Source organism: Delftia sp. Cs1-4, assembly GCF_000214395.1.
In the GTDB taxonomy this organism is placed as follows: Bacteria; Pseudomonadota; Gammaproteobacteria; order Burkholderiales; family Burkholderiaceae_C; genus Comamonas; species Comamonas acidovorans.
Genome location: NC_015563.1, coordinates 2,226,484 through 2,251,667, shown reverse-complemented (window position 1 = coordinate 2,251,667; position 25,184 = coordinate 2,226,484). Strand labels below are relative to the sequence as shown.

Sequence of the window (25,184 nt, the reverse complement as noted above, 5' to 3'; positions counted from 1 at the left end):
TGTCAACCAGGGCGGGCCTTTTGCGTCCAGGCGCGGGCTCGGGTGCAGCCGTCAGTGCATGGCGGCCGCAGGCGCCGACACCGTGGCCACTTCCTTGCCCTCGCGGTCATAGAGCTTGCCGTCGACCACCCGGTCGCCATCGGCCAGGGCAGACAGCACGGCCTCGCTGAGCACGCGCTCAGAACCTGCGCCGAACACCGAAGGCTCCTCGGGGTTGCCCTGCTTGAAGTGGTTGAAGACCAGATTCAACAGCAGCACGGTCACCGCCGTGGAGCTGATGCCCGAATGGAACATGGTGGCGAACCAGTCCGGGAAGTGGTGATAGAAGTCCGGCTTGACCATGGGCAGCACGCCCATGCCGATGGACGCTGCCACGATGATCAGGTTCATGTTGTTGTGATAGTCCACCTTGGCCAGCGTGCGGATGCCGCTGGCCGCCACCGTGCCAAAAAGCACCAGGCCCGCGCCGCCCAGCACCGAGGGCGGCACGCAGGCCACGATGCGCCCCATGATGGGCAGCAGGCCGAAGGCGATCAGGATCAGGCCGCTGAAGGCCACCACATAGCGGCTCTTGATGCCCGTGACCGCGACCAGGCCCACGTTCTGGGCAAAGGCGCTCTGCGTGAACGAGCCGAAGAACGGCGCCACCACGCTGGACAGCATGTCGGCGCGCAGGCCGTCGGCCAGGCGGCGCGAATCCACGCGGGTGCCCACGATGTCGCCCACGGCCAGGATGTCGGCCGAGGTTTCCACCAGGGTCACCAGGATCACGATGGACATGGAAAGCGTCGCCGCCAGGCTGAAGGTCGGCCAGCCGAAGTGCAGCGGCATGGGCACGGCGAACCAGGCGCCGCTGCCCACCTCGGAAAAGTCGGACTTGCCGATCATGGCCGCCACCGCCGTGCCGATGACGATGGCCAGCAGGATGGACAGGCGCGAGATCATGGCGTTGCCCAGCTTGCTCAGTGCCAGCACGATGACCAGCGACAGGCCCGCCAGCCCGATGTTGCCCATGCTGCCGTAGTCGGCCGCCTGGGGATTGCCGCCCATGGCCCAGTGGGCCGCCACCGGCATCAGCGACAGGCCGATGATGGTGATCACGCAGCCATTGACCAGCGGCGGGAAAAACCGGGTGAGCTTGGAAAAAATGGGCGCAATGATCAGGCCGAACACCGAGGCAAAGAGCACGGCGCCCAGCACGCCCTGCATGCCGCCGCCCGTGTGCAGGATGCTGACCATGGTGGCCACGCCCGAGAAGGACACGCCCTGCACCAGCGGCAGGCGCGAGCCGAAGAACGGAATGCCCAGCGTCTGCAGCAGCGTGGCCAGCCCGCCCATGAAAAGGCAGGCCGTGATCAGCAGGCCCGTGTCGGCCGCCGACATGCCAGCCGCATTGGCCATGACCAGGGGCACGGCCACGATGCCTCCGTACATGGTCAGCACATGCTGCAAACCATAGAGGGTGTTGGCCGTGAGGCCGAGTTGCTCGTCCTCCGGGCGGATGTCTGTACCCAGGGCCGGCGCATTGCCAGAACTTTTTTCCATCGCTGTCTCCTTGTCCTCTTGTTCACAGAACGCCGGACAAGTACGCGGCAGCCGGATGGCGGCAGGCGCGCCCCCGCGCACCTTTTGCCGCCGACCCGATAGGCCGCGCTCTCCTGCATCCTGCATCGCGAAGCCCGGTGGCTGCTTGGCAGCTCTTGGCGGGCGAACGCACACAATCCCCGCCTTGGCGGGAAGTGCCAATGTACGGCGCCAGCATGGAAAAATTGTCTACCGATTTGTATACAAAGACCTGACCGAAGATCCTTGAATACGGGCAGCGCCCGCCCGCTCAGTCGTCCTCGGCCGCGCTGATGCCGGGGAACAGCACATCGGTGAAGCCGAACTGGCTGAAGTCACGCATGCGCATGGGATAGAGCTTTCCCCAGAGGTGATCGCACTCATGCTGGACCACGCGCGCATGAAAGCCATCCACCGTGCGGTCGATGGCATCGCCAAACACATCGAAGCCCGTGTAGCGGATATGGTTCCAGCGCGGCACCATGCCGCGCATGCCGGGTACGGACAGGCAGCCTTCCCAGTCCAGTTGCTCGTCCTCGCCCATGGGCGTGATGACCGGGTTGATGAGCACGGTGCGCGGCACCACAGGCGCATCGGGGTAGCGCGGATTGGGCAGGCCGGAGCCGAACACCACCATCTGCAGGTCCACGCCAATCTGCGGCGCGGCCAATCCCGCGCCGTTGGCTGCATGCATGGTGTCCAGCAAATCGCTGAGCAGCAGGTGCAGTTCGTCGGTGTCGAATTCGGTCACGGGCTGGGCGACGCGCAGCAGGCGCGGATCGCCCATCTTCAAAATGGTGCGGACAGTCATGGCAGTGCAAGGCTATGCATGTAAATGTGGGTTGCCAAGCATAGCTGCCGCCCGGCTCCCGGCCGCCCCCCTGGCCACCTCTTGGCCGCCTCTTGGCCGCCTCTTGGCCGCCATGGCCACAGCGCGCTGGCACAATCGCAGCATGCCCAGCACCGCCAGAGAGTCATCCACCGCGTCCCCAGAGGACCGTGAGGCAGGCGCGCAGCAAATACCCACGGCACAGGCCCTGGAGCCCGAGGCCACTGCGCAGGCAGGCACGGCGCCGGCCTTCCATGATGACGATCCCCCCCCCCTGCACCGCATGCCGGCCGCCCCGTTGCGCTGGGCGCTGCAGCTGTTTGCCTGCCTGAGCCTGGCCACGGGCATTGCCGGCATCTTCATTCCAGGATTGCCCACCACGGTGTTCGTGCTCATGGCCGGCTGGGCCGCGGCGCGCAGCTCGCAGCGCATGCACACCTGGCTGTGGCGCCATCGCCTGTTCGGCCCCATGCTGCGCAACTGGGCACGGGGCGGCTGCGTGAGCCGGCGCGCCAAATGGAGCGCCAGCGCCATGATGAGCCTGTGCGCCGTCATACTGCTGTGGACACGCCCGCCCGCCTGGGTGCAGGCCGTGGCGCTGACCTCCATGGGCTGCGTGCTGGTGTGGCTGTGGTTCAGGCCCGAGCCGTGAGAATGAAGGCCTGCAGCCGCCCTTCCTGAAAAAATTCCCCCGAGTTTTCTGTGACGTGTTTTTTACGTCATATAATCTAGGTCTTGTTCCTCAATAGCTCAGTTGGTAGAGCGCCGGACTGTTAATCCGTAGGTCCCTGGTTCGAGCCCAGGTTGAGGAGCCAAAAGAATTTCAAGATCTTGCAACCGCACAAGATCTCTGTCGATAGACGTGTATTCCTCAATAGCTCAGTTGGTAGAGCGCCGGACTGTTAATCCGTAGGTCCCTGGTTCGAGCCCAGGTTGAGGAGCCAAATTTCAGTGGCCTTGCAATCGCACAAGACCCAACGCCAACATATTCCTCAATAGCTCAGTTGGTAGAGCGCCGGACTGTTAATCCGTAGGTCCCTGGTTCGAGCCCAGGTTGAGGAGCCAGATGAAAAGCCCGCATGCCAACGCATGCGGGCTTTTTTGTTGGGTCAGGCTGCGCGCACCATGCCCACGGTGGGCGTGTTCGGTGGCGATGGCGCTGCAGCGGGCTCCACGGTGACGGGCTTGCTGTGCCTGGCATGTGTGCGGCGCGAAACATGGGCGGCACGGGATTGCTCGACGCCCTCTTCCCATGCGCGCAGCTCTTCTTCCAGCCGTGCGGCACGTTCCGCATACATGTCAGCAGAGGACTTGTAGTACTCCGCTGCAATGGTGTGCTCCAGCATCGCCATGCGGGCTTCCTGCAGGTAGGCCCGGGTGCGACGGATATAGCGCGGCTCGGCAAGGCTTGCGCCAAAGATTTTGCTGAAAAACATCGCTCATCCTCCTTCGATGCCTTCACAGCGAAAGCCAAGCATCCGCAAGAAGACGGAACCAGCATAGCCCAAGCCTGCCAGGCGGCATTGTCCCCTGGCGCGACAAGGCCGCGTAGGAGGTTCACTTACCCCGGCCAGGCGATGCCCTCGCATCCACGCAGCCCTCTTGCGCATGGTTTGTGCAAGACTGCGGCTGCAGAGAATACGAATCCATTTCCTCCGTCCGCACCCGATCATGTCCCATCCCCTCCCATGGCTCATCCCCCATCAGGCCTTCCCTCCTGTGGAAACGGCATGGGGCCCCAACGACCCCATCCCGGGCCTGCTGGCCGCAGGCGGCACGCTGGATGCGGCGCACCTGCGCATCGCCTACAGCCAGGGGATTTTTCCCTGGTTCAGCGAAGGCCAGCCCACGCTGTGGTGGTCGCCCGATCCACGCATGGTGCTGCAGACATCGCAGTTCCGGCTGCACCGCAGCCTGCGCAAAACATTGCAGCGCTTTCGCGCCACGCCAGGCTGCGAGATCCGCATCGACAGCGCGTTCGAGACCGTGATGCAGCACTGCGCCCAGACGGTGCGCCACGACCAGGATGGCACCTGGATCGTGCAGGAAATTCTTGACGCCTATACCGACCTGCACCACCAGGGTGCAGCCCACAGCGTGGAGACCTGGGTGGACGGACGCCTGGTGGGCGGCCTGTATTGCGTGGCACTGGGCCGCGCCGTGTTTGGAGAATCCATGTTCGCGCATGCCACCGACGCATCCAAGATCGCGCTGGCCGCACTGGTTGCACTGTGCAGACACCAAGGCGCCGCGCAGATCGATTGCCAGCAGGCCACGCAGCATCTGGCCTCGCTGGGGGCGCGCGAAATGCCGCGCGCCCGGTTCCTGCAAACCGTGGCCGAGCAAAGCCAGCTGCCGCCCATGCGCTGGCAGTTCGAAAACGTATACTGGGACGCGTTGCTGCCACCGTCCGGTGAGGCTGGCGACACATCACCGGCTGCCGCCAGCACACCATGACGCACCCGAACGATCTTCCGCTGCAGGCCCTGCAGTTCTATGCCACCGCCGCCTACCCCTGCAGCTATCTCGATGGCCGGCTGGCGCGTTCGCAAGTGGCCACGCCCAGCCACCTGATCCAGAACAGCGCCTATTCGGAGCTGGTTTCACTGGGTTTTCGACGCAGCGGAATGTTCACCTACCGGCCGTATTGCGACGGATGCCGCGCCTGCGTGCCGATGCGCATCCTGGTCCACGACTTCCGCCCCGACCGCAGCCAGCGCCGCGCCGCCGCGCGCCACGCCGATCTCACGGCATCGATCCAGCGCCTGCACTACTCGAACGAGCACTACCAGCTGTACCTGCGCTACCAGCAAAGCCGCCACAGCGGCGGAGGCATGGACCATGACAGCGTGGACCAGTACACCCAATTCCTGCTGCAAAGCCGCGTCAACTCGCGCCTTGTGGAGTTCCGCACGCCGGCGGCCGATGGCGGCATCGGCACGCTGAAGATGGTCTCCATCCTCGATGTGCTGGAAGATGGGCTGTCTGCCGTCTACACCTTCTACGAACCCAACGACCCCGCCAGCTACGGCACCTTCAATGTGCTGTGGCAGATCGACCAGGCCCGGTCCATGAGCCTGCCCTATGTCTACCTGGGCTACTGGATCGCCGACAGCCAGAAGATGAATTACAAGGCGCGCTTCCTGCCCCATGAAGTGCGCGTTGACGAGCGCTGGCAGCGCGTGGATCAGCTGCCGCGCTGATACAGCGTCACTCCACGCCTTTTCAGCGACATTTCTTATGCGCATAGCCGCTGTTTGCTGGCGGCACATATGCCGCCATGCCATGGCCGCCGCTAGAATGACCGAATGCCGAAACTCCACTCCGCCTCATGAAAAAAAACGATAACGCGGCCTCCCCCAAGCCCAGCGTCCAGGTCCTGGAACGCATGTTCACGTTGATCGACGTGTTGGCCTCGCGCGAGGAAGCGGTATCGCTCAAGGAGATCAGCGAGCGCACCGGCCTGCACCCCTCCACCACGCACCGCATCCTCAACGATCTGGCCATTGGCCGCTTTGTCGATCGCCCCGAATCGGGCAGCTACCGCCTGGGCATGCGCTTCCTGGAACTGGGCAATCTGGTCAAGGCCCGCCTGAGCGTGCGCGAAGCGGCCCTGATCCCCATGCGCCAGCTGCACAAGCAGATCCAGCAGCCAGTCAGCCTCAGCGTGCGCCAGGGCGATGAAATCGTCTATGTGGAACGCGCCTACAGCGAGCGCTCCGGCATGCAGGTGGTGCGCGCCATCGGCGGCCATGCGCCGCTGCACCTGACGTCCAACGGCAAGCTGTTCCTGGCGGCGGACGATGCGCAACAGGTCCGCGCCTACGCCACGCGCACCGGCCTGCCCGGCAAGACGCACTTCAGCATCACGCGGCTGGCCGACATGGAAAACGAGCTGGACAAGGTACGCCACCATGGCGTGGCCCGCGACAACGAAGAGCTGGAACTGGGCGTGCGCTGCATGGCCGCCGGCATCTACGACGACCAGGGCAAGCTGGTGGCCGGCCTGTCCATCTCCGCTCCCGCCGACCGGCTGGACGAGAGCTGGATGTCCAAGCTCCAGTCCACCGCACAGGAGATCTCGGGCGCCCTGGGCTTCAACGCAACCCGCCCGGCGGCACCGCCACCCAACCCCTACGCGCGCAGCAGCCACTGAACGGTCGTCGGCCCCGTTGGCATTGGCCAGGGGCCATTGGCTACACAGACCCCTGCCCACCAGAAACAACAAAGGCGCCATCGGCGCCTTTGTTGTGAGGGGAAAGAAAACTCAGCCCTTGACCTTGTGGATCATGGGATCGCCAGCCACCTGTCCCATGGACTCCACCCAGTGGCGCACGCGCTCGGCATCGCCGAGGCGGCTGAACTTTCCGGCCGAATCCAGGAAGACCATGATGATCTTGCGGCCAGCCACCTGCGCCTGCATAACCAGGCAGCGGCCTGCCTCGGAGATGTAGCCGGTCTTTTGCAGACCGATGTCCCAGGTGGGGCTCATCACCAGGCGGTTGGTGTTGTTGTACTGCAGCGTGCGGCGGCCCACGGCCACCTCATAGCCGGGCGAGGTGGTGTACTCGCGCACCAGCGGATCGCTGTGCGCCACATTGACGAGCACGGCCAGATCACGGGCGCTGGACTGGTTGCGGCTGGACAGCCCGGTGGGCTCCACGTAGCGGGTATCGGTCATGCCCAGCAGACGGGCCTTGGCGTTCATCTGCTGGACAAAGGCATCAAGGCCACCAGGGAAAGTGCGGCCCAGGGCATGGGCAGCGCGGTTTTCGCTGGACATCAGGGCCAGGTGCAGCATTTCACCGCGCGTGAGCGTGGTGCCGACGGCCAGGCGCGAGCTGCTGCCCTTTTCGGTATCCACGTCGTCCTGCGTGATGGTGATGGTTTCATCCATCGGCAGATGGGCCTGGGAAATCAGCAGGCCGGTCATCAGCTTGGTCAACGAGGCGATGGGCAAGACGGCATGGTCGTTCTTGCTCAGCAGCACCTCATGGGTGTCCTGGTCCAGGACCAGGGCCACGCTGCTCTTGAGATCCAGAGGATCGGCCACCGCATGCAGACCGGCCATCTGGCCGAAGGACAGGCGTGGCTCGTAGGCAACGGCGCGAATGGGGCTGGCCACGCTGCGTGCAGCGACGCGGCTGGGCTGGCGCGCGCTCTTGGCAACGCGCTTGCCCTGGGGAGCGGCCGTGGCGCGCTCCTTCACCGCCTTCTTCTTGACAGGGGCCACGGCCACCTGTTTCTTGGCAACTTTCTTGGCGGGCGCGGCATATGCGCCCGGAGCAGCAAGAGCACAACTCAGGGCCAGAAAGGACATGACCTGAGCAAATCGACCGAGGCGGGCACGGCGTAGGGTGGGCATGAGAAATGCTCCAAGCAGCAAGAATTTGTGACTAGACCTTACATTAATCGAAAAAGTCGCACTGTGACAATAACTTGTGCGACTTTTCGATAATTTAAGTGAAATTATAAGGCGAGTGCTTACCCCTGCGCAGCCACGATCTCTGCATTGCTGTGTAATTTGTTCAACGCGCTCAGATAGGCCTTGGCAGAAGCCACGACGATGTCAGGGTCGGCGCCCACGCCGTTGACCACGCGCCCGCTGCGCTGCAGGCGAACGGTCACTTCGCCCTGGCTTTCGGTGGACCCGCTGATGGCGTTGACCGAGTACAGCAGCATCTCGGCACCGCTCTTCACCTCGGACTCGATGGCCTTGAACGAGGCATCGACCGGGCCATTGCCGTCGGACTGGGCCTTGATCTCTCGGCCGTCGCGGCTGAACACCACTGACGCGTGTGGGCGCTCACCTGTCTCGCTTTGTTGGGCCAGCGAGATGAACTGGAAGGGGTCGGCCTGTTGATGCGCGTCCTGCTCGGTCACCAGGGCCAGGATGTCCTCGTCGAAGATCTCGCTCTTGCGGTCGGCCAGCTCCTTGAAGGCGGCAAAGGCGGTATTGATCGCGGCTTCGCTGTCCAGCTCCACGCCCAGCTCGTGCAGGCGCTGCTTGAAGGCGTTGCGGCCGCTGAGCTTGCCCAGCACGATCTTGTTGGCGCTCCAGCCCACGTCCTCGGCACGCATGATCTCGTAGGTGTCGCGCGCTTTGAGCACGCCGTCCTGGTGAATGCCGGAGGCGTGGGCGAAGGCGTTGGCCCCCACCACGGCCTTGTTGGGCTGCACCACGAAGCCGGTGGTCTGGCTGACCATGCGGCTGGCGGCCACGATGTGCAGGGCGTCGATGTTGACGTCCAGGCCAAAGTAGTCCTTGCGCGTCTTGATGGCCATCACCACCTCTTCCAGCGAGCAGTTACCGGCGCGCTCACCCAGGCCATTGATGGTGCATTCGATCTGGCGGGCGCCGCCGAGCTTGACGCCGGCCAGCGAGTTGGCCACGGCCATGCCCAGGTCGTTGTGGCAGTGCACGCTCCAGACCGCCTTGTCGCTGTTGGGCACACGCTCGCGCAGGTTCTTGATGAAGGCGCCGTAGAGCTCGGGAATGGCATAGCCCACGGTGTCGGGCACGTTGATCGTGGTTGCGCCCTCGGCGATCACGGTCTCGATGACGCGGCACAGGAAATCCGGGTCGCTGCGGTAGCCGTCCTCCGGGCTGAACTCGATGTCAGCAATCAGGTTGCGCGCAAAGCGCACGGATTGGCGCGCCTGCTCCAGCACCTGCTCGGGCGTCATGCGCAGCTTTTTCTCCATGTGCAGCGCGCTGGTCGCAATGAAGGTGTGGATGCGCGCGCGGTTGGCATCCTTCAGAGCCTCGGCTGCACGGGCGATGTCACGGTCATTGGCCCGCGCCAGCGAGCAGATGGTGGAGTCCTTGATGGCGCGTGCAATGGCCTGCACCGACTCGAAGTCACCGTTGGAGCTCGCCGCAAAACCGGCCTCGATCACATCGACCTTCAGCCGTTCGAGCTGGCGCGCGATGCGCAGCTTCTCGTCGCGGGTCATGGAGGCACCGGGCGACTGCTCGCCGTCACGCAAGGTGGTGTCGAAAATGATCAATTGGTCGGTCATGGGGAGTCTCGTCTTTCTTGTGGATGCGAAGCCCCTGCCCACGGGCAGGCGATGAAAAAAGCCGGTGCGCTTGTGGCTGCACCGGCTCGGGAACGAAATTCAGGCGGCGACCGCCTCCTGCTCCACCGCATTCTCGGCGGAGGGAACACGCTGCAAGCCCGACATGATGGCCCGGAACGAGGCAGAGACGATATTCGCATCGACCCCGACGCCGTAGCACACGTGGGACTCGTCCACGCGCAGTTCCACATAGGCGATGGCCTTGGCGTTGGCGCCTTCGCCAATGGCGTGCTCGGCATAGTCCAGCACGCGCACCGCGCGGCCGCTGTGCTCGCTCAGCGCCTGCACGAAGGCGTCGATCGGGCCCGTGCCCTCGGCCTCGACCGTGCGCTTGCCGCCCTCGACAGCCAGGTCGGCCGACAGGCTGACCACACCATCGTTCTCGCTCAGCCGGTAGTGCGGCGCCTGCACGGATTGCAGGCCGTATTCGCGCTGGAACAGATTCCACAGGTCGGCGGCAGCCAATTCCTTGCCGCTGGCATCCATCTCGCGCTGCACGACCTGGCTGAACTCGATCTGCAGGCGGCGCGGCAACTGGAGGCCATATTCGCTTTCAAGCAGATAGGCGATGCCGCCCTTGCCCGACTGGCTGTTGACGCGAATGACGGCCTCATAGCTGCGACCCAGGTCCTTGGGATCGATGGGCAGATAGGGCATGTCCCAGACGTCGCCTTCCTTGCGGTCGGCGAAGGCCTTCTTGATCGCATCCTGGTGCGAGCCAGAGAACGAGGTGTAGACCAGGTCGCCCACGTACGGATGGCGCGGGTGCACGGGCAACTGGTTGCAATGCTCGACCGTGCTGCGGATGCCGTCGATATCGGAGAAATCCAGCCCGGGCGACACGCCCTGGATGTACATGTTCAGCGCCACGTTGACCACGTCGAGGTTGCCCGTGCGCTCGCCGTTGCCGAACAGGCAGCCCTCGAGGCGGTCGGCACCGGCCATCAGCGCGAGCTCGGCCGTGGCCGTGCCCGTGCCGCGATCGTTGTGGGGATGGACGGACAGCACGATGGAATCACGGCGCTGGATATGGCGGTGCGTCCACTCCACCATGTCGGCAAACAGATTGGGCGTGGAATGCTCCACCGTGGTGGGCAGGTTGATGATGCACTTGTGCTCGGTCGTGGGCTGCCATACATCGGTGACGGCATCGATGACGCGCTTGGAAAACTCCAGCTCGGTGTCCGAATACATCTCGGGCGAGTACTGGAAGGTCCACTGCGTCTGGGGGTAGCCGGCAGCGATCTCGTTGAACATGCGGGCATTGGTGGTGGCCAGCTCGACGATCTCGTCTTCACTCATGTTCAACACCACGCGGCGCATCACGGGCGCGGTGGCGTTGTAGAGATGGACGATGGCACGGGGCACGCCTTCGAGCGCTTCGAAGGTACGGCGGATGAGGTGCTCGCGCGCCTGGGTCAGCACCTGGATGGTCACGTCATCGGGAATGCGGTTTTCCTCGATGAGCTTGCGCATGAAGTCGAACTCCACCTGCGAAGCGGAGGGGAAGCCGACCTCGATCTCCTTGAAGCCGATCTTCACCAGTTGCTCGAACATGCGCATCTTGCGATCGATGTCCATGGGCTCGATCAACGCCTGGTTGCCATCGCGCAGATCCACGCTGCACCAGATCGGAGCCTTGGTAATCGTCGCGTCGGGCCAGCTGCGATTTTGCAGACGCACAGGAGCGAAAGCGAACGGACGGTACTTGGTCGAAGGGTTTTGCAACATGGCTGAAGTGCTTTCTATCGTCTAGGTAAAAACAAGACCCACCTGCTCCAGCGACCCCACAAATGCAAAACGGCCCGTCGCTGGTGCAAACGGGCCGTGAAAGTAGGTATGTACGCGCGCGCTACTGTCTCTGCCCGTTGGACATCAGTAGTAGAGCTAGCGACAGGTATTGCATTCGGACAACTTTAGCACAGGTTCACAAAGGCTGTGAAGATGCTGCGCCGCATCACTTGTGCAGGCCGCGCTCCTCGGGCTCGTCGGTCGAGGTGCTGATGACGCTGGTGCGCTGGCCCTTGGCCTTGCGCCAGGCGTAGACGCCATAGCCCGAGAAACCGTAGAGCAGGAACACGCCGAACAGCACGATGGGCGGGTGGATGTTGATGATGGCAATGCCCAGCGCAATCAGCACGATGGCGGCAAACGGCACGCTCTTCTTGAAGTGCACGTCCTTGAAGCTGTAGAACGGCACATTGGTGACCATGGTCAGGCCCGCGTACAGCGTCAGGAAGAACATGATCCAGGTGATCTGCGTCCAGCTCAGCCAGGCATCCTGCCCGCGCAGCAGGCCCGCCTCGTCCAGCAGCCAGATGAAGCCCGTGACCAGCGCCGCCGCGGCAGGCGAAGGCAGGCCCTGGAACCAGCGCTTGTCCACCGTGCCGGTATTCACGTTGAAACGCGCCAGCCGCAGGGCGGCGCAGGCGCAATAGACAAAGGCGGCAATCCAGCCCCAGCGACCAATGCCCTTGAGCGCCCACTCATAGGCGATCAAGGCGGGAGCGGCGCCGAAGGACACCATGTCCGACAGCGAGTCCATCTGTTCGCCAAAGGCGCTTTGCGTATTGGTCATGCGTGCCACGCGGCCGTCAAGACTGTCCAGCACCATGGCGCAGAACACGCCTGCGGCAGCCAGCTCAAAGCGGCCATTCATGGCCATCACGATGGCGTAGAAGCCACCGAACAGCGCAGCCAGCGTGAACAGGTTGGGCAGGATGTAGATACCCTTGCGGCGCTTGCGCACCACCACGCCCTCAATCTCGTTGGACTCATTGTGGTTTTGCATCAATCCAGCCTCCAGCACAGCGCCTACGGGCGCGGGCAGCTATTAAAACGATAGTATTCTAAGGGAGCGGACCGCGCCGCCCCGAAAGGGTCAGTGTACCTGCGCGCCGCACCCCTTCCCTGCACGAAAAAGGCCACCCGTCGGGGTGGCCTTGTCCTGCACCTTGCGTAGGCCGCTTGCGCGACCCAGGCAAGATGGAATGCAGCAATCTCAGTTGCGGCTCTGGTCAACCAGCTTGTTCTTGGAGATCCAGGGCATCATGGCGCGCAGCTGGCCACCGACCTTCTCGATGGCGTGGTCGGCGTTCATGCGGCGGCGGGCCGTCATGCTCGGGTAGTTGGTGCGGCCTTCCTGGATGAACATCTTGGCGTATTCGCCGGTCTGGATGCGCTTGAGGGCAGCGCGCATGGCTTCGCGCGACTTGTCGTTGATGACTTCGGTACCCGTCACGTACTCGCCGTACTCGGCGTTGTTCGAGATGGAGTAGTTCATGTTGGCGATGCCGCCTTCGTACATCAGGTCCACGATGAGCTTGAGCTCATGCAGGCACTCGAAGTAGGCCATTTCGGGAGCGTAGCCGGCTTCGGTCAGGGTCTCGAAGCCCATCTTCACCAGTTCCACCGCGCCGCCGCACAGAACGGCTTGCTCGCCGAACAGGTCGGTCTCGGTTTCTTCCTTGAAGTTGGTCTCGATGATGCCGCCCTTGCCGCCGCCGTTGGCCATGGCATAGGACAGGGCCAGGTCACGGGCCTTGCCGGACTTGTCCTGGTACACAGCGATCAGCGAAGGCACGCCGCCGCCCTTCAGGTACTCGGAACGCACGGTGTGGCCAGGACCCTTGGGGGCGACCATGATCACGTCCAGATCGGCGCGGGGCACGACCTGGTTGTAGTGGATATTGAAGCCGTGGGCAAAGGCCAGCGTGGCGCCTTGCTTGATGTTGGGGGCCACGTTGTTGTTGTAGACCTCGGGGATGTTCTCATCCGGCAGCAGGATCATGACCAGGTCGGCGGACTTCACGGCGTCATCGACTTCCGCGACGGTCAGGCCAGCCTTGGCGACCTTGTCCCAGGAAGCGCCGCCCTTGCGCAGGCCGACCACGACCTTCACGCCGCTTTCGTTCAGGTTTTGCGCGTGTGCGTGGCCCTGGCTGCCGTAGCCGATGATGGCAACGGTCTTGCCCTTGATCAGGCTCAGGTCACAGTCCTTGTCGTAGAAAACTTTCATGTTGGCTCCAGGCTTAGTGTGTGTAGGGGTTGAAAAGGGGAAGGGGACAGGTTTCAGGTGCGTTGCAGCGCATCAAACGCGCAGGATGCGTTCGCCGCGGCCGATGCCGCAGGAGCCGGTGCGCACGGTTTCCAGAATGGCCGTGCGGTCCAGCGCCTGCAGGAAGGCGTCGTTCTTGGATTGGTCGCCGGTCAGCTCGACCGTGTAGCTCTTTTCGGTCACGTCGATGATGCGGCCGCGGAAGATGTCCGCCATGCGCTTCATCTCCTCGCGTTCCTTGCCCACGGCGCGGACCTTGACCATCATGAGCTCGCGCTCGGTATAGGAGCCTTCGGTCAGGTCCACGACCTTGACGACTTCGATCAGGCGATTCAGGTGTTTGGTGATCTGCTCGATCACGTCTTCGGAGCCATTCGTCTGAATGGTCATGCGCGACAGCGATGCGTCTTCCGTGGGGGCCACGGTCAGCGATTCGATGTTGTAGCCGCGGGCCGAGAACAGGCCCACCACGCGCGACAAGGCTCCCGGCTCGTTTTCGAGCAGCACGGCAATGATGTGTTTCATGAAAGAAAGATTCCTCTTTTCGCTGCCCTCCCCCGGCGCCGGTAAACGTCGGGCTTGGCAGGCAATAGATTCGTCAAAGGGGCCGCCTCGAGGACGGCTCACTGGAACGGATGCGGCAGGAATGAACCTGGGCAGATCCCGCAAGGGACCATGCTCAGAGGTCGTCAGCCCCCAGCAGCATCTCGGTGATCCCACGGCCGGCCTGCACCATGGGGAACACATTCTCGGTGGGATCGGTACGGAAGTCCATGAACACCGTGCGGTCCTTGAGCTTGCGTGCCTCGCGCAGGGCGGGCTCCACGTCCTCGGGGCGCTCGATCAGCATGCCCACGTGGCCATAGGCCTCGGCCAGCTTCACGAAGTTGGGCAGCGAGTCCATGTAGCTGCTGCTGTAGCGGCCCGAGTACTCGATCTCCTGCCACTGGCGCACCATGCCCAGGTAGCGGTTGTTCAGCGACACCACCTTGACCGGCGTGTTGTACTGCAGGCAGGTAGCCAGCTCCTGGATGTTCATCTGGATGGAGCCTTCACCCGTGATGCAGAACACCTCGGATTCAGGCTTGGCCAGCTTGATGCCCATGGCGTAGGGCAGGCCCACGCCCATGGTGCCCAGGCCGCCGGAGTTGATCCAGCGGCGCGGCTCGTCGAAGCGGTAGTACTGCGCAGCCCACATCTGGTGCTGGCCCACGTCGGACGTGATGTAGGCATCGGCGTCGCGGGTCATGTTCCACAGCGTCTCCACCACGTACTGGGGCTTGATGACCGAGCCATCGCCACGGCTGTACTGCAGACAGTCGCGGCTGCGCCAGCCTTCGATGGTCTCCCACCATTGGCCCAGGGCCGCTGCGTCGGGACGGGCACTTGCCTCGCGGATCATGGAGATCAGCTCGGTCAGCACCTCCTTGACGTCGCCCACGATGGGCACGTCCACCTTCACGCGCTTGGAGATGGAAGAGGGATCGATGTCGATGTGGATGATCTTGCGCTCCACCGACATGAAATGCTTGGGGTTGCCGATCACGCGGTCATCGAAGCGTGCACCCACCGCCAGCAGCACGTCGCAGTTCTGCATGGCATTGTTGGCTTCGATGGTGCCGTGCATGCCCAGCATGCCAAGGAACTTGCGGTCGCTGGCCGGATAGGCACCCAGGCCCAGCAGCGTATGCGTGACCGGGTAGCCCAGCATGTCCACCAGCGTGCGCAGCTCGTTGCAGGCATTGCCCAGCAGAACGCCGCCGCCCGTGTAGATATAGGGTCGCTTGGCGGCCAGCAGCAACTGCAGCGCCTTGCGGATCTGGCCGGCATGGCCCTTGCGCACCGGGTTGTAGGAGCGCATCTCCACCTTGTCGGGGTAGCCGGCGTAGAGAGCCTTCTTGAAGGACACATCCTTGGGAATGTCCACCACCACGGGGCCGGGACGGCCGGTGCGCGCGATGTGGAAGGCCTTCTTCATGGTGTCCGCCAGCTCGCGCACATCCTTCACCAGGAAGTTGTGCTTGACGATGGGGCGGGTGATGCCGACGGTGTCGCATTCCTGGAACGCATCGGTGCCGATGTAGGCCGTCGAGGTCTGGCCGCTGATCACGACCAGGGGAATGGAATCGGTGTAGGCGGTGGCAATGCCGGTCACGGCGTTGGTCAGGCCGGGACCCGAGGTCACCAGGGCCACGCCGACTTCACCCGTGGCACGGGCAAAACCGTCTGCCGCATGCACGGCCGCCTGTTCGTGGCGCACCAGCACATGCTGAATGGAATCTTGTTTGTAGAGGGCGTCGTAGATGTACAGAACCGCACCGCCCGGATAGCCCCAAAGCTGCTTGACACCTTCGGCCTGCAGGGACTTGACGAGGATCTCGGAGCCCATCAGCTCCTGGGATGCATGGGACTGCGACGCCGCTGCTGCCGCGCTGGAGTACTCGGCTTTGGAAATTTCCATGATCAACCTTTGTGAATTTCTCTAACGAAAAACCTTGGGTGCCCCTTGCCTGAAGCCCTTGTGAGGCCGGTGCGGGACTTAGGACCAACAGACATGGGCGAGTGAGTAAACGCCGGACCGTGACCCGTTTGCCTTTTTGAATTGCAGCAGACATTATCGCACTGCAACAAGCCTGCGCGCCATCCTGCGAAAAAAATTGACAGTGCGGTGCGATAATCAGGCCCCGCACCCGTTCAGCCCCTCATCAACGAGCCCCTCATCCGGGCCTGCGTTCCTTTTGGCAACCGAGCAAGAACTATCCGACTTCCTCAAAAGCGTAGAAAAGCGAGCCTTCAAGCGCAGCTTTTTTCACGTCCGGGATGAGGAGGCGGCGCTGGACATCGTGCAGGACAGCATGCTCAAGCTGGCGCAGCACTATGGCGACAAGCCCATCAACGAGCTGCCCATGCTGTTCCAGCGCATCCTGTCCAACAGCACGCTGGACTGGTTTCGCAGGCAAAAAACGCAGAACGCCCTCTTCACCCGCATGAGCGATCTGGAGGCCTCGGCCGGCGACGATGCGGACTTCGACTGGCTTGAAACCTATGCCGACTCCGGCCAGAACGGCGAAACCGCCCGCAGCGCCGAAGATCTGACCGAGCGGGCCCAGATTTTGCAAAGCATTGAAAAAGAGATACAGGAGCTTCCAGCACGTCAACGCGAAGCTTTCCTGATGCGTTATTGGGAAGAGATGGACGTCGCGGAGACCGCTGCCGCGATGGGGTGTTCCGAAGGAAGTGTAAAAACACATTGTTTCCGCGCCATCCAGACATTGAGCAAGGCACTGAAGGCCAAAGGAATCGAGCTATGAAGACTGCGCCCACTCTCACTCTCCACAGCGAAATGGCGGCAGACCGCATCGCACGCCGGATCACCGCGCGCCTGGGTGACGGCGAGGCGTTGCTGCCATACGACATCACCGAACGGCTGCGCGCTGGGCGCGAGCGCGCCCTTTCCGTTCGCCGGCGTGAGCTGCGCGCTGCGCCCGTGCAGGCTGCCAGCGCAACCCAGGCCCAGGGCGGCACGCTGACGCTGGGCTCCGGCGACGAGGGCGGCACCTGGTGGCGCGCGCTGATCTCGGCCGTGCCGGTGCTGGCGTTGATCGTTGGCCTGGTGGTCGTCAACGTGCAGACGGACCAGACAGGTCTGACTGAGGTTGCCGAGGTGGATACCGCCTTGCTGACCGATGATCTGCCGCCCGCCGCCTATGCCGACCCCGGCTTCATCCAGTACCTGAAGACTTCGGCCACCAACACGGAACGCTGATCCCCGCCTTGCCTGCCTGCATGCCCACTGATTCACGCGCCGCGTTCCACCGCTCAGCCGCCGCCATCCTGGCGGCGGTGCTGTTGATGGCGCTGGCCTGGACCGGCTGGCGCGTCGTGCAGCAGGTACGGCTGGCACCCAGCACCGTCTCGCCGGCCACGATCGCAGCCTCCAAGACCCTGCACGGTGATGCAGCCACACGCCAGCGCGCCACGGACCTGGCCTCCGGCCCGCGCTGGGCAGAGCTGACACCGGCGCAGAGCAGCGTGCTTGAACCCCTGTCCGAGCGCTGGTCCATGATGGACGCGCTGCAAAAGCGCCGCTGGATGGCGCTGGCCGAGGGCTGGGACAAGCTCAGTGAAAAAGAGCAGGAAAAGCTGCGCGATCGCATGCAGACCTGGTCCAGCCTCAGCGCCCAGCAGCGCAGCCAGGCCCGCCTGAATTTCGCCCTGACCAACCGCCTGGCCACGGACAAGCGCGCCCAGTGGGAGGCCTACCAGGCGCTCAGCGACGAGGAAAAACGCCTGCTGGCCGCGCGCGCCGCGCCCAAGGCCAAGGGCGCCGCCACCGCCATAGAGCCCGTTGCGCCCAAGCGGCTGGCGCGGATTCCTGCGGCCTCGGTGGCTCCGGCCACCATTCCGAATCCGCCGAAGATTCCGCCCGCCACCATCTACAACCCGCCGCTTCCCGTACCCCCGGCCCCATCGCCTGCGGCCGTGGAAACCCATCCCGTGCGCCCGCCGGCGCTGGTGGAGACGGCGCCGGTGGAAGTGCCCTCGGCCACGCCCATGCCTTTGCCGCCCATGGAACTGCATGACAGCCCTGATGCTGCATCCCAGCCATCGCACGGCGAAGCGCCCCTCTCGCATTGACGCACTGACGCACCGATCTCCCCGTCCGCATGACGAACGCCACATCCCCCGCCTCCACCACGGCAGCCGCAACCGCAGCCTCCCCACAGATGGCCCCGCGACTGGCGCGGCGCATGGCCTGCTGGCTCTACGAGGGCATGCTGCTGTTCGGCGTGGTCTTCATTGCAGGCTATCTGTTCGGCACCCTGTCGCAGACACGCAATGCCATGGACAACCGCCATGCGCTGCAGGCCTTCATGTTCGTGGTGCTGGGCATCTATTTCGTCTGGTTCTGGTCCAAGGGCCAGACGCTGGCCATGAAGACCTGGCACATCCGCCTGGTGGATGCGGCAGGCCAGCCCGTCAGCCAGTTGCGCGCGCTGCGGCGCTATGTGTTCAGCTGGATCTGGCTGCTGCCGCCGCTGGCGGCTTACTCGACCGGCGTGCCTGCACTGACCACGCTGATGCTGCTGGTGCTGTGGGTGGCGCTCTGGGCGCTGCTCAGCCGCTTTCATCCGCGCCGCCAGTTCTGGCATGACGCATGGGCCGGCACCCAGTTGATCCACCAGGCCCCGGCACCCAGGAAAAAGCGCTGACAGGCCCAGAGGCAGCGTCGCATCTCCTACACTCGCAAGCATGCCCGCCGCATCTCCCGACCCGACCGACAGTGCACCTGTCAATCCCCAGAAAAGCCGCACAGGCCTGACGCGTATCTGGCACGCGGCAGGCTATTCGCTGTCAGGCCTTCGCGCCGGATGGAATGAAAAAGCCTTCCGCCAGGAAGCGCTGGCCGCCATCGTGCTGATCCCTGCCGCCTTCTGGCTGGGAAGCAGCTGGATCGAGATCGCACTGCTGGCGGGCACGGTCTTGCTGGTGCTGATCGTGGAGCTGCTCAACAGCGGCATCGAGGCCGTGGTCGATCGCATAGGCCCCGAATGGCACGTTCTGTCCAAGCAGGCCAAGGACATGGGCAGCGCGGCCGTGATGCTGGCGCTGCTGCTGTGCGCCGGCGTCTGGCTGGCCGCCCTCTATCAACGGTTCATTGCATGACAAATCCCACGTTTTCCATTTGTGTGTATTGCGGCTCGCGCCCCGGCGACCAGCCCGGATTCATCGAGGCGGCCCGCGCCACCGGCCGCTGGATCGGCGAGCACGGCGGCCAGCTGGTCTATGGAGGCGGCCGCAGCGGCCTGATGGGCGAGGTGGCCGAGGCCACGCGGCAGGCCGGCGGCCGCGTCGTGGGCGTGATCCCGCAGGCGCTGGTGGACAAGGAACTGGCCAACCATGCCTGCGACGAGCTGCACATCGTCCAGACCATGCACGAGCGCAAGGCCATGATGGCCGAGCGCAGCGATGCCTTCGTCGCCCTGCCCGGCGGCATAGGCACCTTCGAGGAATTGTTCGAGGTCTGGACCTGGCGCCAGCTGCGCTACCACGACAAGCCCATCGGCCTGCTCAATGTGGATGGCTACTACGACAGCATGCTGCAGTTCCTGCAGACCTGCGTGGGCCATGGCTTCATGGGTGAGTGGCAGATGGGACTGATCGAAAGCGGCAGCGACATCCCCACGCTGCTGCAATCACTGGTGCAAAACGCCGGCACGGGCCTGGAGACTGCGCCCTTGCGCGCCGTGATCTGAACACAAGCGGAAACGGAAACGGCCACCCTTGAGAGGATGGCCGCCAGCGTCGAGATATCCAGAATGCAGGGCGCCGCATGCGCCCTGCCCTGCTCTCGGACTCAAATGGCTCCGTCGTCGAGCTCGCCGGTACGGATGCGCACCACGCGCTCCACGGCCGTGACGAAGATCTTGCCGTCACCGATCTTGCCCGTGCGCGCCACGTTGACGATGGCATCCACGCAGCGGTCCACGTCCTCGGTGCGGACCACGACCTCGATCTTCACCTTGGGCAGGAAGTCCACCACGTACTCAGCACCGCGGTAAAGCTCGGTATGGCCCTTCTGGCGGCCAAAGCCCTTGACCTCGGTGACGGTCAGGCCGTTGACGCCGCAGTCGGCCAGTGCCTCGCGGACCTCTTCCAGCTTGAACGGCTTGATGATGGCGGTGATCATTTTCATGGGGTGAACTCCTCAGTGCATGCAATACGGGGCAAGACGGCTGGCCGGGAAACCCCGCCGCCTCAGGTGCTTCAAGCGCGAAAGCGGTTGGTGATGGGGTAGCGCCAATCCTTGCCGAAGCTGCGGCGCGTCAGTCGCGGCCCCACGGGCGCCTGGCGGCGTTTGTACTCGTTGATCTGGATCAGGCGCGTCACTCGCTCCACATCGGCGCTGGCGTATCCGTCGGCCACGATGGAGGCGATGCTTTCGTTATTTTCCATGTAACGGCGCACGATGGCATCGAGCACCTCATAAGCGGGCAGGCTGTCCTGGTCTTTCTGGTCAGGGCGCAGTTCGGCACTGGGCGGGCGCGTGATGATGCGATCCGGGATGGGGTCCAGCCCCGTGCCGAACGGATCGTTGGCATTGCGCCAGCGCGCCAGCGCAAAGACCTCGGTCTTGAGCACGTCCTTGATCACCGCAAAGCCGCCTGCCATGTCGCCATAGAGCGTGCAGTAGCCGGTGGACATCTCGCTCTTGTTGCCGGTGGTCAGCACCACGGAGCCGAACTTGTTGGACAGGCCCATCAGCAAGGTGCCGCGGATGCGGGCCTGCAGGTTTTCTTCGGTCGTGTCCTCGGCGCGGCCCGCGAAGGCCGGGGCCAGGGCGGCCTTGAAGGCTTCGAACTGGGGCGCGATGGAGATTTCGTCATAGCGCACGCCCACGCGCTCGGCCATGTCACGCGCGTCGATCCAGCTGATGTCGGCCGTATAGGGCGAAGGCATCATCACCGTATGCACCTTGTCCGCGCCCAGGGCATCGACTGCAATCGCCAGCACCAGGGCCGAGTCGATACCGCCCGACAGGCCCAGCAGGGCGCCGGGGAAACGGTTCTTGCCCACGTAGTCGCGCACGGCCAGCACCAGGGCGGACCACAGCGCCGGCAGGTGCCCTGGCTGCGCAATCACCTCGCCGGCCAGCACCAGCGCATGCCCGCCCGTGCGGACCTCCACCCGCGGCAAGGCCTCGGCAAAGGCCGGCGCACGCGCGGCAATGGAGCCGTCCGCCTGCACGGCAAAGGAGCTGCCATCAAAGACGATTTCATCCTGGCCGCCAACCAGATGCGCGTAGACCAGGGGCAGGCCGGTCTCGCACGCACGCGCGGCCAGCGTGGCTTCGCGTTCGGCCTGCTTGCCCTCATGGAAGGGCGAGGCATTGATCACGGCCAGCAATTGCGCGCCGGCCTGGGCGGCGGCGCGTGCGGGTTCGGGATGCCAGGCGTCCTCGCAGATCAGCAGGCCCACGCGCACGCCCTGCACTTCGATCACGCAGGGCGATTGGCCGGCCACAAAGTAGCGCTGCTCGTCGAACACGCCGTAGTTGGGCAGGCATTGCTTGGCATGGCTGCATTCCACGCGCCCGTCGCGCAGCACGCTGGCCGCATTGCGCAACGCGCCAACGGCGCCCTGGTCGCGCCAGGGATGGCCCAGCACCAGCGCCAGGCCCGGCCATTGCGCGGTCTCCAGCGCAAGCTGCTGCACGGCCTGGTCGCAGGCATCCAGAAAGGCGGGGCGCAGATACAGGTCTTCGGCCGCATAGCCGCACAGGGCAAGCTCGGGCGTCAGCAGCAAGCGCGCTCCCGTGGCATAAGCTTCACGGGCTGCGGCAATGATTTTCTGGACATTGCCGGGCAGGTCGCCCACGACAAAGTTGAGCTGGGCAGTGCAGATGGAGAGCGTCATGGAATGCAATGGAGCCAACAGGGCCGACAAGGCCACCCCACAGCGAAAGGCGGCAGCGCGCGTCACACCGGCCTGCAAGGAATGGCATGGCTGAAACCGCAATTATCACCCGCGTGCTGGACAGCGTGCAGCAGCTCGATGCCCAGGCCTGGAATGCGCTGCTGGCATCGCAGGCCGCGCCCACTCCCTTCATGCGCCACGAGTACCTGAGCGCGCTCGAATCCAGCGGCAGCGCCGTGCCGCAAACCGGCTGGGCCGGCCGCGTGGTCACGCTCTGGCAGGGCGGCGAGCTGGTCGCCGCCTGCCCGGTCTACGCCAAGGCGCACTCCTATGGCGAGTACGTGTTCGACTTTGCCTGGGCACGTGCCTACGCCCAGCATGGGCTGGACTACTATCCCAAGGGCGTGCTGGCCGTGCCTTTCACGCCCGTGCCGGGCAGCCGCCTGCTGGCGCGCACGCCCTTGCTGCGTGCAGCCCTGGTGCGCGCGGTGCGCGAATGGGCCCAGGCGCAGCAACTGTCTTCGCTGCACCTGCTGTTCAGCGATGCCGAGGATCTGGCAGCCTGCGATGCCGACGGCTGGATGCAGCGCAGCACCGTGCAGTTCCACTGGAGCAACCAGGGCGCCGATGGCGCCGGGCACAGCGATTTCGACCACTTTCTGGCGACGCTGAACCAGGAAAAGCGCAAGAAGATACGCCAGGAAAGGCGCAAGGTGCATGAGGCCGGCGTGCGCTTTCGCACCCTGCACGGGCCGGACATGGGCGCACAGGACTGGGCCTTTTTCTACCGCTGCCACGAGCGAACCTACCTGGAGCATGGCAACGCCCCGTACCTCGAACCGGCCTTCTTCGAGGCCATGGCGCGCCAAATGCCCGAGGCCTGGCTGATGTTCATCGCCGAGCGCGACGGCCAGCCCATGGCCTGCAGCCTGATCGCGCTGGATGCTGCGGCCGCAAGGCTGTCAGCGGGCCATCCAGGCGGACGCGCCCACGCGCCGCAGACCCCGCAGGGAACGGCCTACGGCCGCTACTGGGGTGCACTGGAGCGCGTGGATTGCCTGCATTTCGAGGCCTGCTACTACCAGCCCATCGCCTGGTGCATAGAACGCGGCATTGCGCATTTCGAGGGAGGCGCCCAGGGCGAGCACAAGATGGCGCGGGCACTGCTGCCCGTGGTCACCCCCAGCGCCCACTGGATTGCCCACCCGTCCTTTGCCGATGCCATCTCGCGCTTTCTGGACCGCGAGGGCGAGGGCATGGCCGGCTATCTGCAGGAGCTGCAGGCCCACAGCCCGCTGCGCCAGGGGTAAGGCGAGGGCCAAGGCTCAGAAGGTTTCCCAGTCGTCATCGCCCTGACCGGGCTGGCGTGGTGCCGGCTTGCCGGCCTGCGTGGGTCCGGCGCGCGGCCGGATGGGGGGCGTGGCATCGCGCTCAAGCCGGCGGGCCAGCGTCTCGCCGCCTGCAGGCGCACCGCCGCCGCCCAGGGCCGCAGGCCGCGCAGGGCTGGCGGGTGGGGCGGGCCGGACAGGCGGGGCTGCGGGGCGCGCTGCGGGGCTGGCCGGTGCCGCCACCCTGTGCGGCACATGCGCATGGCTGTCCGTGGCGCCACGGGGCAACTGGAAGACGGCCACGGCCTCGACCAGGTCCTGCGCCTGCTTGCGCAGCGAGGCAGCGGCGGCCGCGCTTTCCTCGACCAGGGCCGCGTTCTGCTGCGTGGTCTGGTCCATCTGCGTGACGGCTTCGCCAACCTGGGCCACGCCGGAGCTCTGCTCGGTGCTGGCCGAGCTGATCTCGCCCATGATGTCGGTGACCCGGCCGATGGCGGCCACCACTTCGGTCATGGTCGTGCCTGCGCGGTCCACCAGTTGCGAGCCCTGCTCCACACGCTCCACGCTGGCCGTGATCAGCGCCTTGATTTCCTTGGCGGCCTCGGCGCTGCGCTGCGCCAGCGAGCGCACCTCGCCCGCGACCACGGCAAAGCCCCGGCCCTGCTCACCTGCGCGGGCCGCCTCCACGGCGGCATTGAGCGCAAGGATGTTGGTCTGGAAAGCAATGGAGTCGATCACGCCGATGATGTCGCCGATGCGCCGGCTGCTGTCGTTGATGCCCTTCATGGTCTCCACGGCCTCGGCCACCACGTCGCCGCCACGGCGCGCAACGCTGGATGCATTGAGCGCCAGCTGATTGGCCTGGCGTGCGTTGTCGGCGTTCTGGCGCACGGTGGAGCCCAGCTCCTCCATGGAGGCTGCCGTCTGCTCCAGGGCGCTGGCCTGCTCTTCCGTGCGGCTGGACAGGTCGGCATTGCCGGAGGCAATCTGCGCGCTGGCCGAGGCCACGCCTTCGGCGTTCTGGCGCACGCTGCGCACGGTCTGCACCAGGCTGGACTGCATGCGTTGCAACGCTCCCAGCAGCAGGCCGGTTTCGTCATTGCGATCGATGCGGATGGTCCCGCCCAGGTCGCCGTTGGCCACGCGGTCTGCGGCATCGACCGCATGCGCCAGCGGCGCGCGGATGGAGCGCGTCAGCCACAGGCCGGCCAGCACGGCCAGCAGCACGGCCGCCAGCGCCGCCACGCTGAGGACGACGACCGAGCGCCCGTACACGGCCTCGGCGTTGCGGCTTTCCTGCAAGGCGGCATCACTGTTGAGCTTGACCAGCAGATCCAGCGTGTTCGACGAATCGTTGTAGAGCTTCAGCGACTCGCCGCCCAGCACCGCCTGGGCCTTTTCCTTCTCGCCCTGGCGCGACAGCGCCAGCACCTGCTGGCTCAGTTGCTGGTAGCGCTCGCGTTCCTGGACCAGTTGCGCGTAGAGCCTGCGTTCTTCGTCCGATGACAGCAGCGGCTCATAGGCCTTCTTGCGCTCGGCCAGGCGGCGCTGCAGTTGTTCCAGCTGCTTTTCCGAATCGGTCTTGTAGGCGGCATCGTCATTGTTGACATGGCGCACTTCCAGAAGGCGCGTGCGCACGACATCGGTGCCGATCTGGTTGATCACTTCCACGCTGGGCATGGCGTTGCCCGTGATGACTTCCATGCTGGCGCGCATGGCGCGCAACTGCACCAGGGCTGCGGCCACCACGGCCAGCAGCAGCACCACCAGCAGGCCGAAGGTGCCCAGCATGCGCGTTGAGATCTTGAGGTTTTTCACGTTCGTCTTTCTTGTCGAAGTCCTGCCATCTTGTTGTGCCTAGCTTTGTGTTGCGCCATGGACAGGCGTCAGCCAGGCCCGGCGCGGA

24 protein-coding genes and 3 tRNA genes are annotated in these 25,184 nt (G+C 64.7%); 14 read left to right on the top strand and 13 right to left on the bottom strand.

Going from position 1 to position 25,184, the window contains the following annotated elements:
- Positions 1-51: 51 nt before the first annotated feature.
- Both DELCS14_RS10015 and def read right to left on the bottom strand, forming a co-directional pair.
- Positions 52-1,545: a nucleobase:cation symporter-2 family protein gene (locus DELCS14_RS10015; protein WP_012206653.1), complete on the bottom strand. Its 1,494-nt coding sequence runs from the start codon at positions 1,543-1,545 to the stop codon at positions 52-54.
- Between the two features lie 289 nt (positions 1,546-1,834).
- On the bottom strand, positions 1,835-2,374 hold the full coding sequence (gene def, locus DELCS14_RS10010; RefSeq protein ID WP_013801513.1) for a peptide deformylase: 540 nt from the start codon (positions 2,372-2,374) through the stop codon (positions 1,835-1,837).
- Positions 2,375-2,675: 301 nt separating this feature from the next.
- On the opposite strand from def, the gene DELCS14_RS10005 reads away from it, so the two are divergent.
- The 4 genes from DELCS14_RS10005 to DELCS14_RS09990 all read left to right on the top strand — a co-directional run bounded on the left by DELCS14_RS10005 (position 2,676) and on the right by DELCS14_RS09990 (position 3,457).
- Positions 2,676-3,044 carry a YbaN family protein gene (locus DELCS14_RS10005; RefSeq protein ID WP_049801494.1) on the top strand — a complete coding sequence of 123 codons (369 nt, stop codon included), beginning with the start codon at positions 2,676-2,678 and terminating at the stop codon, positions 3,042-3,044.
- An 87-nt stretch (positions 3,045-3,131) separates the two neighbouring features.
- A tRNA-Asn gene (locus DELCS14_RS10000) sits at positions 3,132-3,207 on the top strand.
- Between the two features lie 53 nt (positions 3,208-3,260).
- Positions 3,261-3,336: transfer RNA gene (locus DELCS14_RS09995), tRNA-Asn, on the top strand.
- Between the two features lie 45 nt (positions 3,337-3,381).
- Positions 3,382-3,457: transfer RNA gene (locus DELCS14_RS09990), tRNA-Asn, on the top strand.
- Between the two features lie 44 nt (positions 3,458-3,501).
- Here DELCS14_RS09990 and DELCS14_RS09985 read toward each other — a convergent pair.
- Positions 3,502-3,828 carry a hypothetical protein gene (locus tag DELCS14_RS09985; RefSeq protein ID WP_013801511.1) on the bottom strand — a complete coding sequence of 109 codons (327 nt, stop codon included), beginning with the start codon at positions 3,826-3,828 and terminating at the stop codon, positions 3,502-3,504.
- Positions 3,829-4,063: 235 nt separating this feature from the next.
- Between DELCS14_RS09985 and aat the strand changes: the two genes are divergently transcribed.
- The 3 genes from aat (at position 4,064) to DELCS14_RS09970 (ending at position 6,548) form a co-directional block, all read left to right on the top strand.
- On the top strand, positions 4,064-4,849 hold the full coding sequence (aat, locus tag DELCS14_RS09980) for a leucyl/phenylalanyl-tRNA--protein transferase (RefSeq protein WP_013801510.1): 786 nt from the start codon (positions 4,064-4,066) through the stop codon (positions 4,847-4,849).
- On the top strand, positions 4,846-5,595 hold the full coding sequence (locus tag DELCS14_RS09975; protein WP_012206658.1) for an arginyltransferase: 750 nt from the start codon (positions 4,846-4,848) through the stop codon (positions 5,593-5,595). The genes aat and DELCS14_RS09975 overlap by 4 nt, the downstream gene beginning before the upstream one ends.
- Before the next feature lie 128 nt (positions 5,596-5,723).
- The gene (locus DELCS14_RS09970; protein ID WP_013801509.1) at positions 5,724-6,548 is read left to right on the top strand and encodes an IclR family transcriptional regulator; all 825 of its coding nucleotides are present in this window, start codon (positions 5,724-5,726) and stop codon (positions 6,546-6,548) included.
- 111 nt (positions 6,549-6,659) lie between these two features.
- On the opposite strand, the gene DELCS14_RS09965 is transcribed toward DELCS14_RS09970, so the two are convergent.
- The 7 genes from DELCS14_RS09965 to DELCS14_RS09935 all read right to left on the bottom strand — a co-directional run bounded on the left by DELCS14_RS09965 (position 6,660) and on the right by DELCS14_RS09935 (position 15,993).
- Entirely contained in the window at positions 6,660-7,757 is a 1,098-nt protein-coding gene (locus tag DELCS14_RS09965; protein ID WP_013801508.1) for a serine hydrolase, read from the bottom strand.
- A gap of 119 nt (positions 7,758-7,876) precedes the next feature.
- Positions 7,877-9,415 carry a 2-isopropylmalate synthase gene (locus DELCS14_RS09960; protein WP_012206661.1) on the bottom strand — a complete coding sequence of 513 codons (1,539 nt, stop codon included), beginning with the start codon at positions 9,413-9,415 and terminating at the stop codon, positions 7,877-7,879.
- A gap of 99 nt (positions 9,416-9,514) precedes the next feature.
- Positions 9,515-11,206, bottom strand: a complete 1,692-nt coding sequence (leuA, locus tag DELCS14_RS09955; RefSeq protein ID WP_013801507.1) for a 2-isopropylmalate synthase — start codon at positions 11,204-11,206, stop codon at positions 9,515-9,517.
- A gap of 226 nt (positions 11,207-11,432) precedes the next feature.
- Positions 11,433-12,266 (bottom strand): CDP-diacylglycerol--serine O-phosphatidyltransferase, encoded by an 834-nt coding sequence (gene pssA / locus DELCS14_RS09950; RefSeq protein ID WP_012206663.1) that lies wholly within the window; start codon positions 12,264-12,266, stop codon positions 11,433-11,435.
- Positions 12,267-12,476: 210 nt separating this feature from the next.
- On the bottom strand, positions 12,477-13,493 hold the full coding sequence (ilvC, locus tag DELCS14_RS09945; RefSeq protein ID WP_012206664.1) for a ketol-acid reductoisomerase: 1,017 nt from the start codon (positions 13,491-13,493) through the stop codon (positions 12,477-12,479).
- A 72-nt stretch (positions 13,494-13,565) separates the two neighbouring features.
- The gene (gene ilvN, locus DELCS14_RS09940) at positions 13,566-14,057 is read right to left on the bottom strand and encodes an acetolactate synthase small subunit (protein ID WP_012206665.1); all 492 of its coding nucleotides are present in this window, start codon (positions 14,055-14,057) and stop codon (positions 13,566-13,568) included.
- A gap of 154 nt (positions 14,058-14,211) precedes the next feature.
- On the bottom strand, positions 14,212-15,993 hold the full coding sequence (locus DELCS14_RS09935) for an acetolactate synthase 3 catalytic subunit (RefSeq protein ID WP_013801506.1): 1,782 nt from the start codon (positions 15,991-15,993) through the stop codon (positions 14,212-14,214).
- A gap of 277 nt (positions 15,994-16,270) precedes the next feature.
- Here DELCS14_RS09935 and DELCS14_RS09930 point away from each other — a divergent pair, with 277 nt between their 5' ends.
- Genes DELCS14_RS09930 through DELCS14_RS09905 form a run of 6 tightly spaced genes read left to right on the top strand, consistent with a single transcriptional unit; the run spans position 16,271 to position 19,789 of the window.
- A complete protein-coding gene (locus tag DELCS14_RS09930) occupies positions 16,271-16,843 on the top strand; it encodes an RNA polymerase sigma factor (RefSeq protein ID WP_013801505.1) in 573 nt (190 codons plus the stop codon).
- Positions 16,840-17,298 carry a DUF3619 family protein gene (locus DELCS14_RS09925; RefSeq protein WP_013801504.1) on the top strand — a complete coding sequence of 153 codons (459 nt, stop codon included), beginning with the start codon at positions 16,840-16,842 and terminating at the stop codon, positions 17,296-17,298. The genes DELCS14_RS09930 and DELCS14_RS09925 overlap by 4 nt, the downstream gene beginning before the upstream one ends.
- Before the next feature lie 20 nt (positions 17,299-17,318).
- Positions 17,319-18,170 (top strand): DUF3106 domain-containing protein, encoded by an 852-nt coding sequence (locus DELCS14_RS09920; protein ID WP_013801503.1) that lies wholly within the window; start codon positions 17,319-17,321, stop codon positions 18,168-18,170.
- 29 nt (positions 18,171-18,199) lie between these two features.
- On the top strand, positions 18,200-18,745 hold the full coding sequence (locus DELCS14_RS09915; RefSeq protein WP_013801502.1) for an RDD family protein: 546 nt from the start codon (positions 18,200-18,202) through the stop codon (positions 18,743-18,745).
- A 40-nt stretch (positions 18,746-18,785) separates the two neighbouring features.
- Positions 18,786-19,199: a diacylglycerol kinase gene (locus DELCS14_RS09910; protein WP_013801501.1), complete on the top strand. Its 414-nt coding sequence runs from the start codon at positions 18,786-18,788 to the stop codon at positions 19,197-19,199.
- Positions 19,196-19,789 (top strand): TIGR00730 family Rossman fold protein, encoded by a 594-nt coding sequence (locus tag DELCS14_RS09905; RefSeq protein WP_012206672.1) that lies wholly within the window; start codon positions 19,196-19,198, stop codon positions 19,787-19,789. The genes DELCS14_RS09910 and DELCS14_RS09905 overlap by 4 nt, the downstream gene beginning before the upstream one ends.
- A 101-nt stretch (positions 19,790-19,890) precedes the next feature.
- On the opposite strand, the gene DELCS14_RS09900 is transcribed toward DELCS14_RS09905, so the two are convergent.
- Positions 19,891-20,229 (bottom strand): P-II family nitrogen regulator, encoded by a 339-nt coding sequence (locus tag DELCS14_RS09900; RefSeq protein ID WP_012206673.1) that lies wholly within the window; start codon positions 20,227-20,229, stop codon positions 19,891-19,893.
- A gap of 71 nt (positions 20,230-20,300) precedes the next feature.
- Positions 20,301-21,950, bottom strand: coding sequence for an NAD+ synthase (locus DELCS14_RS09895; protein WP_013801500.1), 1,650 nt, complete (start codon positions 21,948-21,950; stop codon positions 20,301-20,303).
- Between the two features lie 86 nt (positions 21,951-22,036).
- Here DELCS14_RS09895 and DELCS14_RS09890 point away from each other — a divergent pair, with 86 nt between their 5' ends.
- Entirely contained in the window at positions 22,037-23,260 is a 1,224-nt protein-coding gene (locus DELCS14_RS09890) for a GNAT family N-acetyltransferase (protein ID WP_013801499.1), read from the top strand.
- 15 nt (positions 23,261-23,275) lie between these two features.
- Here the strand turns inward: DELCS14_RS09890 and DELCS14_RS09885 are convergent, their stop codons facing one another.
- The gene (locus DELCS14_RS09885) at positions 23,276-25,096 is read right to left on the bottom strand and encodes a methyl-accepting chemotaxis protein (RefSeq protein ID WP_071956479.1); all 1,821 of its coding nucleotides are present in this window, start codon (positions 25,094-25,096) and stop codon (positions 23,276-23,278) included.
- Between the last annotated feature and the right edge of the window lie 88 nt (positions 25,097-25,184).